The organism is Sphaerisporangium aureirubrum, assembly GCF_042658925.1.
GTDB classification, from domain to species: Bacteria; Actinomycetota; Actinomycetes; order Streptosporangiales; family Streptosporangiaceae; genus Sphaerisporangium; species Sphaerisporangium aureirubrum.
This window is the reverse complement of the sequence record NZ_JBHSRF010000041.1, coordinates 60,098-74,487: the sequence shown is the minus strand read 5'-3', so window position 1 is coordinate 74,487 and position 14,390 is coordinate 60,098. Positions and strand designations below refer to the sequence as shown.

Sequence of the window (14,390 nt, the reverse complement as noted above, 5' to 3'; positions counted from 1 at the left end):
CCCCCTTCCAGCACGACCTCCGCCCCGTCCGCCTGCTCCCCCCGGCTCCGCACCCAGTCCGCGAACTCCTCCTGGGAGGAGGCGAACCCCCGCGCCGCCAGCACCTCCACGTCCGGCCGCCCCCGCACAAACCTCAACGCCACATGACTGGTCGGCTGACACACCGAGACCCGCTCCCCCACCTCGTCCAGCGCCACCCCGTACCCCGGCGCCTGCACGAACCGCCCCCGCTCCCCCAGCTCGGCGGCCCGATGCCGGAGCGCCGACAACACCAGGTGCGCCTTCTGCCGGTGGAACCGCTTCCGCCGCAACACCCCCCGGGCCTCGACCAGGAGCACCTCCTGCTCCGGAGAGTCCAGGAAGTGAGGCCCGAGCTGATCCGCGAACATCCAGCGGCGCCGTCTCTCACCCACCCCTCCATGCTCGTACAGCCTGCCTCCGCCGTGACCCGGCGGGGGGTACCGGCAGGGTCAAGATGACCTCGGGAAACGGGCTTCCGGCCGCGGTCCGCGGTACCCGAGGGCCCTCGTAGGAACCTCAGCCGCCCCCGACCGATTCGAGCAGCGCGACCGTGCGGGCGTGGCGCCGGTCGTCGCCGAGTTCCCGGTAGATGCCGGCCGCCGCGTGCAGCACCGTGAGGGCGTCGGCACGCCGCCGGCTCTTCGTCAGCACGATGCCCAGATTGGTGAAGGCACGGGCCTGGTCGGCGCGCATGCCGCCTTCGTGCGCCAGGTCCGCCGCCCGCTGGAGCATGTCCGCCGCGGAGTCCAGGTTCCCTCGGCTCGCGGAGACGAGGCCGAGGTTGACCAGAGCGCCTACCTCGCCGCGCACGTCCCCGACGTCACGGAACAGGTCGAGCGCCCGCTCCAGGCTGGCGGCGGCCTCACCGAGGTCCCTGGTCTTGCGCAACGCGCCGCCGAGATTGCTCAACGCCACCGCGCACCCGTGCCGGTCGCCGGTGCGGCGGTGGATGGCCTCCGACCGTCGCAAGGGCTCCACCGCCTCCTCGTGCCTGCCCACCTCCAGCAGCGCGACGCCGAGCGTGGTCGCCGCGGCGGCCTGCCCTCGGTCGTCCCCGTCCGACCGGAACAGGTCCACGGCCTCCCGCAGCACGGTGACGCCCTCGTCGTGGCGTCGCAGGCTCATCAAGGTCTGTCCCAGGGTCGTGCGCGCGACCGCCTCCCCGGACCGGTCCCCCGCGCGGCGATGTAGCCCGGCGGCCTGGTCCAGCACGGCCGCGGCCTCGCCGGGCTCGCCGCCTTCGGCGAGGCAGATGCCGAGGTTCGTCAGCGCCCTGGCCTCGCCCCGGAGATCGTCCGTAAGGCGGTAGTGGCCGGCCGCGGCGCGATGGATGGCGGCCGCGGTCGCGAGGTCACCCGTCTCGCGTACCGACAGCCCCACATTCTCCAGGGATCTGGTGCTCTGTCCCGACATGGAGGCATCCCGGGCGAAGCCGCTTCGCAGCGCGAACCCCGTCATCGTCGTCAGGTCGTCGTGGTGGTGCCGCGACTGGAGGAAGTACGTCAACGCGGAGGCCAGTCGAAGGACCACGTCCCTGTTCCCGATCGACTGGGCCAGGCCCAGAGCGGCCAGCATGTTGACGCGTTCCGTCTCGAACCACGCCAGAACCTGGGCGACGGCGGGGCCGCCCACGTCCGGTGTGCGTGACAGCGACACCAACTGGGCGTCCGCCTCGACGGCGGCGGCAAGGTAGTGGCGCAGCAACCGGTCGACCGCCGTCGCCGCCTCGTCCGCCGCGGAGGCTCTCGCGGCGACGTCCCTGACGTACAGGCGCACGAGCTCGTGCATGCGCCACCGGTTCAGGCCGTCGGCCGAGCGCTCGATCAGGTTCGCCCTCGACAACGTCGCCAGGGAGCGGCGCGCCTGGGCGACGGGCTGGTCGGCCAGGGCGGCCACGGCCTCGATCGAGAAGTGCGGTCCGGGGCAGTAGGAGACCAGCCGGACCATGCGGGCGAGCTCCGGGGTGAGGTGGCGATACGAGAGGTCGAAGGCGGTCCGCACGCTCAGGTCCCCGTACTCCAGCCCGTCCAGCCTGACCCGCGCGTCCTGGAGGTCCGACACCAGATCCGAAACGGCCAGGGCGGGCTCGCCCGCCAGCACCTCGGCCGCTATCCGGAGCGCCAGGGGCAGGTGGTCGCAGAGCTCCGCCATCCGTGCGGCGGCGGCCCGGCCCTCCGCCATCCTGGCGTCGCGGGGGTCGCGGCGGCGCAGCGTCATGTCGATCAGCTCGGCCGCGCTCCCGGCACTCAGCCGGTCAAGGGTGAGGAAACGTGCGTCCGGCATCTCGCCGAGCATGTGCCTCGACGTGACCAGCGCGCGATGCCTCCTCTGCCGTGGCAGTGCGGCGGCGATCTGGCCGACGTCCGCCACGTTGTCCAGCACCAGCAGCACGGGACGGTCTTCCTCCGCGAGACGCAGATGGAACGCCGTCGCGCGTTCGCCGGGGTTCTCCGGGACACGGTCCCCGGGCGTGCCCAGCACCCTGAGCATGGCGCCGAACAGGTCCGCCGCCTCGGCCCGCCGCTCCGGCTCGTAGCCGTGCACGTCGACGAAGAGCGCGCCTCCGGGGAACCAGCCGCGCTCGACCGCGGTCGCGGCCACGTGCCGTGCCAGCAGCGACTTCCCGATCCCCGCCGGCCCGGCGACCAGCGTGGTGACGGTGGCGTCGCCGCCGCTCACGGCGGGGTCCACGCATTCGAGCAGGGCCGCGGTCTCGGCCTGCCTGCTCACGAGCCGATCGAGAGACGCCAGCCCCCGCGGGGGCACCGGCTCGACCAGGACCATGGGGCGCGGCGCCGGACCGAAGTTGATCTGCACACCCTGGCCGAGGACGTTGCCGCTCGCGTGGCCGTCCAGCCTCGCCTCGACGCTGATCTCGGCGGGACGCCGTGGATCGCTCATCGGCCGAGGTTGATCTGGGTGCCCTGTCCGAGGACGTTCATCGTGCCCTCTCCGTGGTTGGACGCCTGGACCCTGACCTGTACGGCGCGCTCCGCGTCGCCGAGATGCCGGGAAAGAGCCTCGGCGGCCTCACGGAGCCCGTCGACCGGCAGGGCGCCTCCCGCCACAAGCCGCCGCATGCGGCCACTCCACTCGGCGGCCAGCTCCGCCTCCGTGCGGCCGTCACCGGCGCTCCGGGCGGCGAGCAACTCGGCCCGAGCGCTCTCGGCCTCCTCCGCCACGGCCTCGGCCTGCCCTGGCCGGGCCCGCTTCCAGAGCTTGACCACGACGCGCTTGCCCTGCTCCCACAGGTCGGTCGCCATCAGCCCGACGAAGGCGCTCCCCGCCGCCGACGCCAGCGCCACGAGTTCCGCGTCCATTCACCCCGCCCCCTTCACCCGAACATCACCCACAGCACCGCGATCACGCAGAGCACGGCCACAGGCAGAAGGACGAGCGTGATCCTCCACGGCACCCGGCCTCCACGATCACTACCGCCGGCGCGGTGCCGCCCGGGACGCGCCGCGGCCGGGCCCGGCACCGGCCGTCCTCCGGGACGCGCGGGCAAGGGCGGGCGCTCCACGCGGGCCGGGCCGGGAGCCACGGCGCGCCCGCCGCCGCCATCGCGCAGGGTCTCCGCGCTTACCGGCATGCCCGACATGGCCCGCTGGATGTCGGCCCGCATCTCCGCGGCGCTCTGGTAGCGCCAAGCGGGATCCTTGGCCATGGCCTTCAGCACGATCGCGTCCGCCCAGCGGGGGATCTCACGGTCGATCAGCGACGGCGGGACGGGGTCCTCGCGGACGTGCCGGTGAACGATGTCCAGCGGGGAGTCGCCGGTGAACGGCCGCCGGCCGGCCAGCAACTCGTACAGGACGCAGCCGGTGGAGTAGATGTCACTGCGGGCGTCCACCCGCTCGCCCCGGGCCTGCTCGGGCGAGAGGTAATGCGCGGTGCCGATCACCAGGGCCGTCGTGGTCATGGTGGCGGCCGTGTCGGCCATCGCGCGGGCGATACCGAAGTCCCCCACCTTCACGACGCCGTCACGGGCGATCATCACATTGGCCGGCTTGATGTCCCGGTGCACGATGCCGCCCCGATGGCTGTATTCGAGGGCGCGCAGGATGCCGTCGGTCAGCTCCAGCGCCCGTTCCGGCACGAGCCGCCGGTTCGCCCGGAGAATGTCGGCCAGCGTCCCGCCGTCGACGAACTCCATCACGAGGTAAGGCACCGGCCTCCCCTCGACGCTCGCCTCACCGGTGTCATAGAGCGTGACGATCGAGGGGTGGTTCAGCGACGCCGCCGACTGCATCTCACGGCGGAACCATGCCTCCGCGACGTGATTGTCGGCGAACTCCGCTCGAATCGCCTTGACGGCGACGAGCCGTTGCAGCCGGATGTCCTGCGCACGGTACACCTCGGACATACCGCCACGCCCGATGATCCCCTCAAGCTCGTAGCGGCCGTCCAGACGACCCGCCGTCGCCAGAAGGGGCCGTTCAGGCGCCCGCCGGGTCCCCGACCAGTGGCCCACCACATTGCCGACATCGAGTGCATTAGTGAAAAACTGTGACAAACTCGGCGATGTCTCCCCTAACCCATCATCCCCCATGCAGCACCTCCCCATTACTCTTTACATTCCGTAAGCTACTAGCCCGTATTTGGGTCCGCCAGCTTCGCAAAGAAACACGTTTTCCGAGAAGCTCATGGCCCGGCAAGTCATTCCCCCCGATGATCCAAGAAGCCGCGCGGGATGTTCCCCTCTCAGTGCGGACGTGACGTGCACCACCGCGTCCGCCCTCGGCGGCCGGGTGGAACTGCTTCAACACCCAGACCTGCGCCTTTTCCCCGGAACTTTCAATCAGGGCAGCTACGTCTTCGTCGCTCGCGATGTCAATGACCCCGACCTGAACGACAACCTCACTCCGGCCAGGGCCAGGCGGCAGGTAACAACACCCGCGGCGCCTCGAATTCCAACTCCTCCCACGCCGTCGTATTGTGCACGGGCACCGGCTACAGCGGCATCCGCGGAATCCTGGCCGCGTCCGACGACCGAACCTCCCCCGCTGACCTAGCGAGGAACGTCGAATCCTTCTACTGGGTCGCGTGACGCGCACGCCCCTCAGGAGTGCCACCGGATACCAGAACAAATCCGGCCCCCCGCACGTCAGATCAGCATGAGCGATCGCCAGGCCCCGACAGCCCCCACCGACCGGCATCTCGACTGGGAGGGATGCTTCAACATCCGCGACCTGGGCGGCCTCCCGCTCACCGGCGGCGGCACGACCCGCCGTGGCGCCGTCATCCGGGCCGACAACCCCGGCCGCCTCACCCCCGCGGGCTGGTCGGCCCTGGTGGCCCACGGCGTCCGCACCATCGTCGACCTGCGCAACCACGACGAACTGACAGGCGACCTACACCCCCGCCCCTCCGCCCTGACCACCGTGCACGTCCCCCTGGACGACGCCGCCGACACCGCGTTCTGGACCCACGTACAAGACAACGGCCTGCACGGCTCCCCCCTCTACTACCGCCCGTTCATAGACCGCAAAGCCCGCCAGTGCGCCGCCGCCCTGACCGCCATAGCCGAGGCCCACCCCGCCGGCGTCCTCTTCCACTGCGGCCTCGGCCGCGACCGCACCGGCCTGATAACCCTGCTCCTCCTAACCCTCACCGGCGTAACCCCCCACCAAATAGCCACCGACTACGCCCTGAGCACCACCCGCCTCCCCCCACTCTTCACCGCCCTAGCCATCCCCGACCAAACCGCAGAAATCCAAGCCACCCTCACCCAAAAAAACACCACCGCCCACACCGCCCTACTCAACACCTTGACCGACCTGAACATCGAAGCCCACCTACAAGCGTCCGGCCTCACCCCACAACACATCCAGGCCCTCCGCGATCGCCTTCTCCCCACGCCATGAGCCGCCGGCGCCTCAGGCGTGGTCCCGGACGATCTGGTCGATCCGCTCGGCGAGCAGGAAGTCCAGCTCTGTCACGACATCGCCAGCCGTGTGCGTGGTCATGACGATGCGCAGCCGATCCCAGCGGATGTCGATGTCGGGCCGGTGCTCCAGCTCGATCGCCGCCTCGCCGATCTCGGCGACGATCCTTATGGCGGTGTCGTAGGCGACGTCGTACGTCCTGCTGATCTGCTCGGTCCCGCCCTTCCACCCACTCGACTCCAGACGCCGCGCGACCATGTCGGCGGGCAGGGGATCGCGAAGACCCACGTGCTCATCTCCTTGCGTCAGGCGAGCGTGAGAGCGCGCCGGCGAGCATCTCGGTCATCACACGGCCCTGCGTGGAGTCGGCCCACGCCCCCATCCGGGCGGGGATCTCGCGGAGGGCCGCTCGTTGCCGGACCGATCCGATCCGGTGCAGGTGTGCCATCGCCTCCCGGACGACGACGGTGGCCCATTCAGGATCCGGGACCGCCGCGAGCGCCGCGGCCTGGCGGGCGAGGAACACGCCGATGTCCCGGCGCGCGGACGGGGGCATCGCGGGCAGGATCTGGTCCCACAGGGTGAGCGCCCCGGATGTCAGCCCGAGCCTGCCGTAGCAGGTGGCGCGCTGGATCTCCACGTAGTTCGGCGTGCGGCAGGCATTGCCCCACATCCGGTCGTCGTCCTCCAGCTGATCGGCCAGCGTCGCGGCCTCGTCGAGAAGAGCGTCGCACCGGGCCCGGTCGGCGGCCAGAGCGTACCCGTGAGCGGCCTGCTGCAGGGCGAGGATCCGCGTCTTGTTCATCAGTGGGCGAGGGTCCGCGAGCACGGCGCCGGTGAGGTCGATGACGGTCGCGGCGTCGCCGAGATCGGTGGCGAGCATCGCCTTGTTCGTGAGGGCGTGCGCGACGAGCTGGACGTCCTCGGCGCGGTGCGCCATCTCCAGGTTCAGGTTCAGCCATGCCTCGGCATGGTCCGCGACTCCGGAGTCCTGGTACAACCACCCGGCGAACGCGGCGTACCCCGCGCCGAGACGCAGCAGTTCGCGGCGTACCTCGCCGTCGGCCTGGCCCGCCAGCTCGGTGATGGTCCGGTACTGCGACGCGACGGGACCGATCAGGTGGCGAGGCCCGAGGAAGGCGTCGGCGGCGTAGTGGCTCAGCAGCTGGAGCCGGAAGTAGTCCACGAGTTCGGGCGCGACGTGGCGGCTCCGCTCGACCGGCAGGGCGGCGACGTGCGCCGGGGTCCTCTCTGCCGGCCGCGGTTCGCGTTCGCCGGGGAGGAGTCCCTCCGAGAACAGCTCGTCCTCACTCATCCGGAAGATCCGGGAGAGCAGGACCGGGTAGGGATCCTGCGGTCTGCGCCGGCCACTCTCCCACTCCTTCAGCATCCGCAGCAGGGATGCGCGCTGCGGCAGGCGGACCCCTTTGGCGGCGGCCGTCTCGACCAGTTCTCGCACCAGGTCCTTCTGCGACCAGAGCTCGAAGCGGCGCCTCGCGCGCAGTCGTGCCGCCCATACCGGGACTTTGTCCGTCATTGTGCCCCCATCTCACAGGTCCGAGCAGGTGCCGCTCCCCCAGCGTCCCCTGACGTCACCCTGTCTGTCCCGGTGTCCATCCAGCTGTTATGGAGCGTGCACTCTCTGAGACGGGCGGACCCGCCGCCGTGCGAGCACACCGCGGACGGGCCCTTGATCGGGAATCGAGGTCCTGACCCATGGCACACCCTAGGACGCGGACGGCGGCGGAGCAGCCCCGCCAGTGGCACATCTTCCGCAGCGACACCGGCCGCTGGTGGGCGACCCGCACCGAGCCGTTCAGCCAGGCGCAGCAGCGGGCCGGCGCGGCGCGCACCGTGGACGGCGACGACGAGGTCACGGTATGCCGCGCCATCGCCGAGCAGGAGAGCACGGCCGCCCTCGCGGGAACGCCGTGACCGCCCCGGTGCCGCCTCTGCCCAGCGCGATCACCGATCTGATCATCCAGCAGATCGACGCCCTCCACCGCCTCTACCCCGCCTGGCACTTCACCCGCGCGACCCGCCCTGACGGCACCCCCGGAGCATGGCTCGCCACCCGCCGCACTCCACCGACCCACTCCCAGCGCGCCGCCGGCCTGCTCCCCACCCTGGACCGGCCGGATGCCGTGGCCCTGGTGATGGCCCTGGCGGTACAGGAGGAGATCGAACATCCCACCGGACGCGTGCCGGACGCATCTCGGTGAGAACGCGGCGGCACTCCCACCCCGGCAGCCCTTCACCACCGGCGACGTCGCGGCGACGATGATCGCCACAACCCGCGACACGAACCGCCGCGCCCCCAGGCGAGGGTCGCCTCAAAGAAAACAGCGCCGAAGGCACCATTTCCAGACGCGGCCGTCCGGCATCACCATCCGACAACCACCGGCGCCCGACAACCACCGGCGTCCGACAACCGCCGGCCGAGCACCAGCCATCTGACACCGGCCGTCCGACCCGGCTCGTCCGGACCCTGGTCCGCGGTCGGGTCAGACGGCGGGTTCGGGGGTGCGGGATTCGGTGAACTGGGTTCGGTGGAGTTCTTCGTAGCGGCCGCCGGCGTCCATGAGGGTGGTGTGGGTGCCTTGTTCTATTACGCGGCCGTTTTCTATTACGAGGATCTGGTCGGCGGCGCGGATGGTGCTCAGGCGGTGGGCGATGATCAGGGCGGTTCGGCCGGCGAGGGCTTCGCCCAGGGCCTCTTGGACGGCGGCTTCCGAGGTGGAGTCGAGGTGGGCGGTGGCCTCGTCGAGGATCACCACGCGGGGGCGGGCCAGGAGGAGGCGGGCGATGGTCAGGCGCTGGCGTTCGCCGCCGGAGAGGCGGTAGCCGCGTTCGCCGACGATGGTGTCGAGGCCGTCGGGGAGTGAGGCGACCAGCTCGTCCAGGCGGGCGCGGGAGAGGGCGTCCCAGATGTCGTCGTCGGTGGCCTCGGGGCGGGCCAGGAGGAGGTTGTCGCGGACGGACTCGTGGAACAGGTGGCCGTCCTGAGTGACCATGCCCACCGTTTCGCGGATGCTGTCGGCGGTGAGGTCTCTGACGTCCACGCCGTTGAGCCGGACGGCGCCGGTGTCGACGTCGTAGAGGCGGACGGCGAGCTGGGCGATGGTGGACTTGCCGGCGCCGGAGGAGCCGACCAGGGCGATCATCTGGCCGGGTTCGGCGGTGAACGAGACATCGTGGATGACCTCGGCGCCGCCCCGGGTGTCGAGGGTGGCGACCTCCTCCAGGGATGCCAGGGAGACCTTGTCCGCCGAGGGGTAGGCGAAGCGGACGTGCTCGAAGGTCAGGGAGACGGGGCCGTCGGGGACGGGGCGGGCGCCGGGGCGCTCGGCGATGAGGGGCTTGAGGTCGAGGACCTCGAAGACGCGCTCGAAGCTGACCAGGGCGCTCATCACCTCGACGCGGGCGCTGGCCAGGGAGGTCAGCGGGGCGTACAGCCGGGTGAGCAGCAGCGCCAGGGCGACCACCTTTCCGGGCTCCAGCTCACCGCTCAGGGAGTAGAAGCCGCCGAGGCCGTAGACCAGCGCGAGGGCGAGCGCGGAGACCAGGGTGAGCGCGGTGACGAACACCGACTGCACCATGGCGGTGCGCACCCCGATGTCGGCCACCCGCCGGGCCCGCGCGGCGAACTCGGCCGACTCGCGGGCGGGCCGCCCGAACAGCTTGATGAGGGTGGCGCCGGGGGCGGAGAACCGCTCGGTCATCTGGGTGCCCATGCGGGCGTTGTGGTCGGCCGCCTCACGCTCCATGCGGGCCAGCCGCGTGCCCATGCGCCGCGCGGGCAGCACGAACACCGGCAGCAGCAGCAACGCGAGCAGGGTGATCTGCCAGGACAGGCTGATCATGACGAACAGCGTGAGCGCGAGCGTCACGACGTTGCCCGCCACGCCGGACAGGATGTTGCTGAAGGTGTGGTGGGCGCCGATCACGTCGTTGTTGAGCCTGCTCACCAGCGCGCCGGTGCGGGTGCGGGTGAAGAACGCGACCGGCATGCGCTGCACGTGGTCGAACACGGCGGTGCGCAGGTCGAGGATCAGCCCCTCGCCGATGCGCGCCGACAACCAGCGCGACACCAGGCCGAGCCCCGCGTCGGCCACCGCGAGCACGGCGATGAGCGCCGCCAGCCAGACGACCACGGGCAGCTCGGCGCCGCGCACGATGGCGTCCACCACCTGGCCCGCCATCACCGGCGTCGCCACCGCGAGCACGGCCCCGACCACACTGAGCGCCAGGAACCAGGTCAGCGCGGTGCGATGTGGCCTGGCGAATCCCCCGATGCGCCGTAACGTGGCCATGGAGAACGGCCGTTTGTCCTGATGTGCGTGCATCGCGCTGTACAGCGAATGCCATGCGGTGACTTCCATGTCCATTTCAACCCCCGGGGGTCTCGGGCCGCCCTATGACTTCACAATGTAGGCACCGGGTACGACAAATTCGGCCCGGTACATGGGACCCTAGAACCTGAACCAATGTTGAGGTCAACTGCCGGGGTCTCGCCGCCCCCATCCCCGTGTGGCCTGGGTACACGGGCTCCGGCGGGTGGCCGCGGGGTTTGCCGGAACGCATGCCGGGGGTTTGCCTCCCGCCGGGTGACCTGACGGGTAAGTCGTGATTAGGGTGGTTCCGTATCGCGCCGTACTGGCGCATCCCGGGAGGCCATTGCGACGCTCCGTAGACCCCGGGCGAGCCGCCCGAGGCCGCTCACGAAGCACGGAGTGATTCCCATGCTCAAACGACTCACCGCGCTCGGCATCTTGCTGACGGCCGCCATGGTGGCCGCCTCCGCGCCGAACCTCTTCTTCGGTGACGGGGACGATGACGACGACGACGATGACTGGGACGACGACTACGACTAGGAGCGGCGCGAACCGCCGGTGACCCCGGCCACGCGCCGCGGCGCCCCCGGGATACAGGCGGCACGGCGACGCCCCGCGAGAATGCTCTCGCGGGGCGTCGCGCGTTGTGCGGAGTGCGGAGGCGACCTCCTCTCGGATCTGGTGCCGGTGCGCCGCGTGCGTGGCCGGGAGTGTCAGCCGCAGCGCCTTCCGCTGTTGATGCAGTCGACGGCGCGCTTCATCAGTGCGTCGGACATGACGTTGATGAAGTCGCCGTGGTCGGTGACCGGCTTGTGAAGCTGCTCGGGGAAGCTGTCCAGCGCGAAGCCGGGGCCGGGCGGCACGTTGTAGGTGATCCGCTGCTCGAGGGCGGGGATCGCCTTGAAGCCGCTCGGGCACGTCCCGTCCGCCGCGGCGAACGCCACGTGCGTGCGGTGGTTGGCGCTGTCGATGTTGCTGCCGTCCCAGCAGCTCTGGAACTGCAGCAGGCGGACGACCTGGCTGCCGCGCGGGCAGATCGGGTACTTGTCGCGCAGCTGGCGGTTCTCGAAGCCGGTGCAGGTCCAGCGCGCGTTGGCGTTGGTCGTGCCGTTGGTGAACGACTTGGCGTCACCGGTGATGATGCGCAGGAACAGCGGCATGGCGACCACCTTGCTGGTGGGGTTGCCGCGCAGCGTGATCGTCGCGGAGGCGGGGCGCACGATCTGGCCGATGTTGCCGTCCAGGCCGCCACCGGGCTTGTCGGCGTCGTCGCCCTGGCGGTTCTGCAGTCGCACGACCGGCCAGTAGTGGGTGGACTTGTCGCCGTTGGTGCAGGTGGTCCCGGCCGCCTGGAGGCTGTCGTTGGTGGAGAAGCCGCTGGCGTCCAGGTTGCCGACGTAGTCGTGCACGTGGTGCGCGCCGTTGGTCACGCCGGGCGCCACGATGACGTTGTCGCTGTTGTGGTGGCCGTTCTCGTTGCGGCCGCAGTTGGAGACGAAGGTGCCTCGCGAGCCGGCCTGCTGCACGGCCGGCCGGTTCACGTTCGGCTGGACCCTGCGGATGTCCACGAAGTCGTCCGGCGAGGGTCCGGTCGCGCCGCCGGTCCCGCTCGGGGAAGGCGTGGCCGAGCCGGTCGGGCTCGCGGTCGGGCTGGCCGTCGGGTCGCCGGTGCCGGTCGGCGACGGCGACGCGGTCGGGTCGTCGGACGCGGTCGGGCTCGGCGACGGCGACTGCCCGCCCCCGCCGGCGTTGCCCAGCGAGCAGGTGGCGAGGCCCTGGAGGTTGCCGGTACGGACGCCGGCGCGGCGCAGGGTCTGCGTGATGCGGTTGATGACGACGGCGCGGGCCAGGCGCAGCGGGGTCAGGACCGCGGCGCGGATCTGGTTGGTGTTGGCCCGGCTGCCGAGCCTGCTGAGCCGCTGGTTCGCCTGGGCGATCTGGCGGTCGAGCGTCGTGAGGTCACGCTGCACCGCGTTCCGCGCGGCGGAGGGGATGTCCGGCAGCTCGTCGGCGACCGACGGGCAGGCGACCGTGCGGGCCGCGCCGTTGCCGGCGCCGGCGGAGGAGCTGGAGGTGGGCGACGCGGTCGGCTGGGCCGACGCCGTGGGCTCGTCGCTGGGCTGGGCGCTGGGGTCGGCGTCACCGGTGGGCGAGGCCGACGCGCTGGGGTTCTGGCCGCTCGCCGAGCCGGTGCGCACTCCGCAGCCCGCCAGGTCCCGCAGACCTTCGGGGCGCTCGGCGACCCGGCCGATGGTGGTCGCGATCCGGTCGAGCGTGGCCAGCCTCTTGTCCTGCAGGGGGTTGAGCACGGCGTTGCGGATGAACGAGGAGCTCTGTCCCCGTGTCTGGGCCAGGCGGCGGTTCGCCTCCGCGATCTGGGCGTCCAGAAGGTCCAGGTTCCGCTCTACCTCGGCGGCCACGGCGGCGGGCACATCGCCCAGCTGGTCGGCTACCGAGGGGCAGTTCACCGACGGCGACCCGCCCGCGGCCACGACACGCGAGGCGGCGGCGGGAGCGGCCGACAAGGACAGGTCCGCTATCGGCCGCCCAGCCGGGGTCAGGCTCGCCAGGACCAGACTGAGGCCTGCCCCACCAAGGGCCAGGCTCAGGACGGGCCTGAACCGCCGTCTGTGCTGGATTCGGATCATTCGAACTCCTCCCGGAGTTTGTTCTCAGGGCGGCGTGGTTGGTGCCCCATCGGCACGAGGTACGGGGCGTTCGCGGGTTCGGTTCGACGGGATCGCGGAATCTTTCAAATTCATCACGAATCACTCGCCCCCCACGTGTCCCCGAGCCCCCGCGGCCTTCTCTCCCAGAAAGGGTGAACCGGACGGGCGCGCGCGCCGTACCCGCTGGCGGTGACCTCATATAGGCACAGACGGGAGAACTGCCATGGGAAGCCTCGGCCTCACCACTAGCGCGGCGGCACGGGTGGCCGCGATGGCGGGCGCGGTCCTCGCGCTCGGACTGGTCACCGGGTGCGGGGGCGGCGACACGCCGGACACGACCCCCGCCGCCGCTGGCGACGCGGTCGCCCCCGTCAACCCCGGCCCGCCCGCCACGCTCAAGCAGCTGGCCAACCGCACCGGCTGCAAGAAGCCGGAGGTGCAGACCGACGCGGACGAGCTTCGGCAGGGCGTCTGCAAGACCAGCAAGGGTCAGTACACCGTGACGACCTTCGCCTCCGACGACGGCAAGCAGCAGTGGCTGGACGAGGCCAAGAAGTGGGGCGGCTCCTACCTGGTCGGCACCCGCTGGGTCATCGCCGGCAACGACACCGGCCTGCTGCAGACCTTCAGCGAAAAGGTGGGCGGCAACCTGGTCACCGCCGCCCCATGACGGCCCCGCACCACACCAAGCCCCGCCCGCCCTCCCCCGGCACCCCGGACCTCACGGAGACCGCGCCCCCCACCGAGGCCGGCTCCCCCAAGGCGCCGGATCCCACGGAGGCCACGGATCTCAGGGAAACGGCCGACCGCACGGATGCCGACGGCCGCACGGAAGCCGATGGCTACACGGAAGCCGACGGCCGCACAGAAGCCGACGGCCACGCGGAGACCGACGGCAGTACGGACGTCGCGGGCTCCGTCGAGGCGGCCGGTGTTGGCGAGCCCGGATCGGAGAACGCTCTCCAAGAGTCTCGGGTCGCCTCTCAGGCGCCCGCGCGGGCGGTCCTCCACCCGCCTGCGCGGGCCGTCCCACGGCGGTGGGGGGTGACGGCGGGGCTCGGGGCGCTGGCGGTGGCGGCGGGGCTCGCCGCGACGCTGGTGGTCACCGGGTTCGGCGCGTCGCGGGGGCCGGCCGGGGGGCCCGCCAGCGTCGAGGAGCTCGCGGCCCGCACGGGGTGCGCCAAGCCGAGCATGCAGGTGGACGCCGCCGAGCTGCGCCAGGGCATGTGCAAGACGCCGCAGGGCCAGTACTCCATCACGACCTTCACCACCGACCAGGGCAGGGACCAATGGCTGGCGGATGCCGTCGACTACGGCGGCGCCTACCTCGTCGGCACCCGCTGGATCCTGGTCGGCAACACCCAGGCCATGCTGGAGCACTTCCGCGCCCAGCTTGGCGGCACCATCCGCCTCGGCGGCCACCAAGGCCAGGGCGGCGACCCGTCCATGTCCGGCCACCCCATGCCCGGACAGTAGAC

The 14,390-nt window shown here is 71.4% G+C and carries 13 protein-coding genes and 1 pseudogene; 6 read left to right on the top strand and 8 right to left on the bottom strand.

What is annotated here, in order from left to right; translation table 11 throughout:
* The 4 genes and pseudogenes from ACFP1K_RS24700 to ACFP1K_RS24685 all read right to left on the bottom strand — a co-directional run.
* The coding region (locus ACFP1K_RS24700; RefSeq protein ID WP_380757357.1) for a cryptochrome/photolyase family protein at positions 1–413 on the bottom strand (413 nt) is incomplete at its 3' end.
* Positions 414–537: 124 nt separating this feature from the next.
* Entirely contained in the window at positions 538–2,922 is a 2,385-nt protein-coding gene (locus ACFP1K_RS24695; RefSeq protein WP_380757355.1) for a tetratricopeptide repeat protein, read from the bottom strand.
* Complete coding sequence (locus ACFP1K_RS24690; RefSeq protein WP_380757353.1) at positions 2,919–3,341, bottom strand: hypothetical protein; 423 nt, start codon at positions 3,339–3,341, stop codon at positions 2,919–2,921. Before ACFP1K_RS24690 ends, ACFP1K_RS24695 begins: the two co-directional genes overlap by 4 nt.
* A gap of 194 nt (positions 3,342–3,535) precedes the next feature.
* A pseudogene (locus ACFP1K_RS24685) lies at positions 3,536–4,387 on the bottom strand (protein kinase domain-containing protein); the annotation flags it as partial.
* A 751-nt stretch (positions 4,388–5,138) separates the two neighbouring features.
* On the opposite strand from ACFP1K_RS24685, the gene ACFP1K_RS24680 reads away from it, so the two are divergent.
* Positions 5,139–5,888, top strand: a complete 750-nt coding sequence (locus tag ACFP1K_RS24680) for a tyrosine-protein phosphatase (protein ID WP_380757351.1) — start codon at positions 5,139–5,141, stop codon at positions 5,886–5,888.
* A 12-nt stretch (positions 5,889–5,900) separates the two neighbouring features.
* Here ACFP1K_RS24680 and ACFP1K_RS24675 read toward each other — a convergent pair whose 3' ends face one another.
* Together ACFP1K_RS24675 and ACFP1K_RS24670 are read right to left on the bottom strand one after the other, a co-directional pair.
* The gene (locus ACFP1K_RS24675; RefSeq protein ID WP_380757348.1) at positions 5,901–6,197 is read right to left on the bottom strand and encodes a 4a-hydroxytetrahydrobiopterin dehydratase; all 297 of its coding nucleotides are present in this window, start codon (positions 6,195–6,197) and stop codon (positions 5,901–5,903) included.
* A 4-nt stretch (positions 6,198–6,201) separates the two neighbouring features.
* On the bottom strand, positions 6,202–7,446 hold the full coding sequence (locus ACFP1K_RS24670; RefSeq protein WP_380757346.1) for a hypothetical protein: 1,245 nt from the start codon (positions 7,444–7,446) through the stop codon (positions 6,202–6,204).
* Positions 7,447–7,625: 179 nt separating this feature from the next.
* On the opposite strand from ACFP1K_RS24670, the gene ACFP1K_RS24665 reads away from it, so the two are divergent.
* Together ACFP1K_RS24665 and ACFP1K_RS24660 are read left to right on the top strand one after the other, a co-directional pair.
* Positions 7,626–7,844: a hypothetical protein gene (locus ACFP1K_RS24665; protein WP_380757344.1), complete on the top strand. Its 219-nt coding sequence runs from the start codon at positions 7,626–7,628 to the stop codon at positions 7,842–7,844.
* On the top strand, positions 7,841–8,131 hold the full coding sequence (locus ACFP1K_RS24660; RefSeq protein ID WP_380757342.1) for a hypothetical protein: 291 nt from the start codon (positions 7,841–7,843) through the stop codon (positions 8,129–8,131). The genes ACFP1K_RS24665 and ACFP1K_RS24660 overlap by 4 nt, the downstream gene beginning before the upstream one ends.
* A 282-nt stretch (positions 8,132–8,413) precedes the next feature.
* On the opposite strand, the gene ACFP1K_RS24655 is transcribed toward ACFP1K_RS24660, so the two are convergent.
* Complete coding sequence (locus tag ACFP1K_RS24655; RefSeq protein WP_380757340.1) at positions 8,414–10,297, bottom strand: ABC transporter ATP-binding protein; 1,884 nt, start codon at positions 10,295–10,297, stop codon at positions 8,414–8,416.
* 354 nt (positions 10,298–10,651) lie between these two features.
* Here ACFP1K_RS24655 and ACFP1K_RS24650 point away from each other — a divergent pair, with 354 nt between their 5' ends.
* On the top strand, positions 10,652–10,783 hold the full coding sequence (locus tag ACFP1K_RS24650; RefSeq protein ID WP_380757338.1) for a hypothetical protein: 132 nt from the start codon (positions 10,652–10,654) through the stop codon (positions 10,781–10,783).
* A gap of 173 nt (positions 10,784–10,956) precedes the next feature.
* Here the strand turns inward: ACFP1K_RS24650 and ACFP1K_RS24645 are convergent, their stop codons facing one another.
* Positions 10,957–12,891 carry a DUF1996 domain-containing protein gene (locus ACFP1K_RS24645; protein ID WP_380757336.1) on the bottom strand — a complete coding sequence of 645 codons (1,935 nt, stop codon included), beginning with the start codon at positions 12,889–12,891 and terminating at the stop codon, positions 10,957–10,959.
* 244 nt (positions 12,892–13,135) lie between these two features.
* On the opposite strand from ACFP1K_RS24645, the gene ACFP1K_RS24640 reads away from it, so the two are divergent.
* Entirely contained in the window at positions 13,136–13,582 is a 447-nt protein-coding gene (locus ACFP1K_RS24640) for a hypothetical protein (RefSeq protein WP_380757334.1), read from the top strand.
* Positions 13,579–14,388 carry a hypothetical protein gene (locus ACFP1K_RS24635; RefSeq protein WP_380757332.1) on the top strand — a complete coding sequence of 270 codons (810 nt, stop codon included), beginning with the start codon at positions 13,579–13,581 and terminating at the stop codon, positions 14,386–14,388. The genes ACFP1K_RS24640 and ACFP1K_RS24635 overlap by 4 nt, the downstream gene beginning before the upstream one ends.
* Positions 14,389–14,390: the final 2 nt, after the last annotated feature.

Bases quoted from the DNA above. Each gene is read 5' to 3' on its own strand.
- ACFP1K_RS24670 (WP_380757346.1), bottom strand. From the start codon at position 7,446: ATGACGGACAAAGTCCCGGTATGGGCGGCACGACTGCGCGCGAGGCGC.
- ACFP1K_RS24655 (WP_380757340.1), bottom strand. From the start codon at position 10,297: ATGGACATGGAAGTCACCGCATGGCATTCGCTGTACAGCGCGATGCAC.
- ACFP1K_RS24695 (WP_380757355.1), bottom strand. From the start codon at position 2,922: ATGAGCGATCCACGGCGTCCCGCCGAGATCAGCGTCGAGGCGAGGCTG.
- ACFP1K_RS24680 (WP_380757351.1), top strand. From the start codon at position 5,139: ATGAGCGATCGCCAGGCCCCGACAGCCCCCACCGACCGGCATCTCGAC.
- ACFP1K_RS24635 (WP_380757332.1), top strand. From the start codon at position 13,579: ATGACGGCCCCGCACCACACCAAGCCCCGCCCGCCCTCCCCCGGCACC.
- ACFP1K_RS24640 (WP_380757334.1), top strand. From the start codon at position 13,136: ATGGGAAGCCTCGGCCTCACCACTAGCGCGGCGGCACGGGTGGCCGCG.
- ACFP1K_RS24665 (WP_380757344.1), top strand. From the start codon at position 7,626: ATGGCACACCCTAGGACGCGGACGGCGGCGGAGCAGCCCCGCCAGTGG.
- ACFP1K_RS24645 (WP_380757336.1), bottom strand. From the start codon at position 12,891: ATGATCCGAATCCAGCACAGACGGCGGTTCAGGCCCGTCCTGAGCCTG.
- ACFP1K_RS24650 (WP_380757338.1), top strand. From the start codon at position 10,652: ATGCTCAAACGACTCACCGCGCTCGGCATCTTGCTGACGGCCGCCATG.
- ACFP1K_RS24690 (WP_380757353.1), bottom strand. From the start codon at position 3,341: ATGGACGCGGAACTCGTGGCGCTGGCGTCGGCGGCGGGGAGCGCCTTC.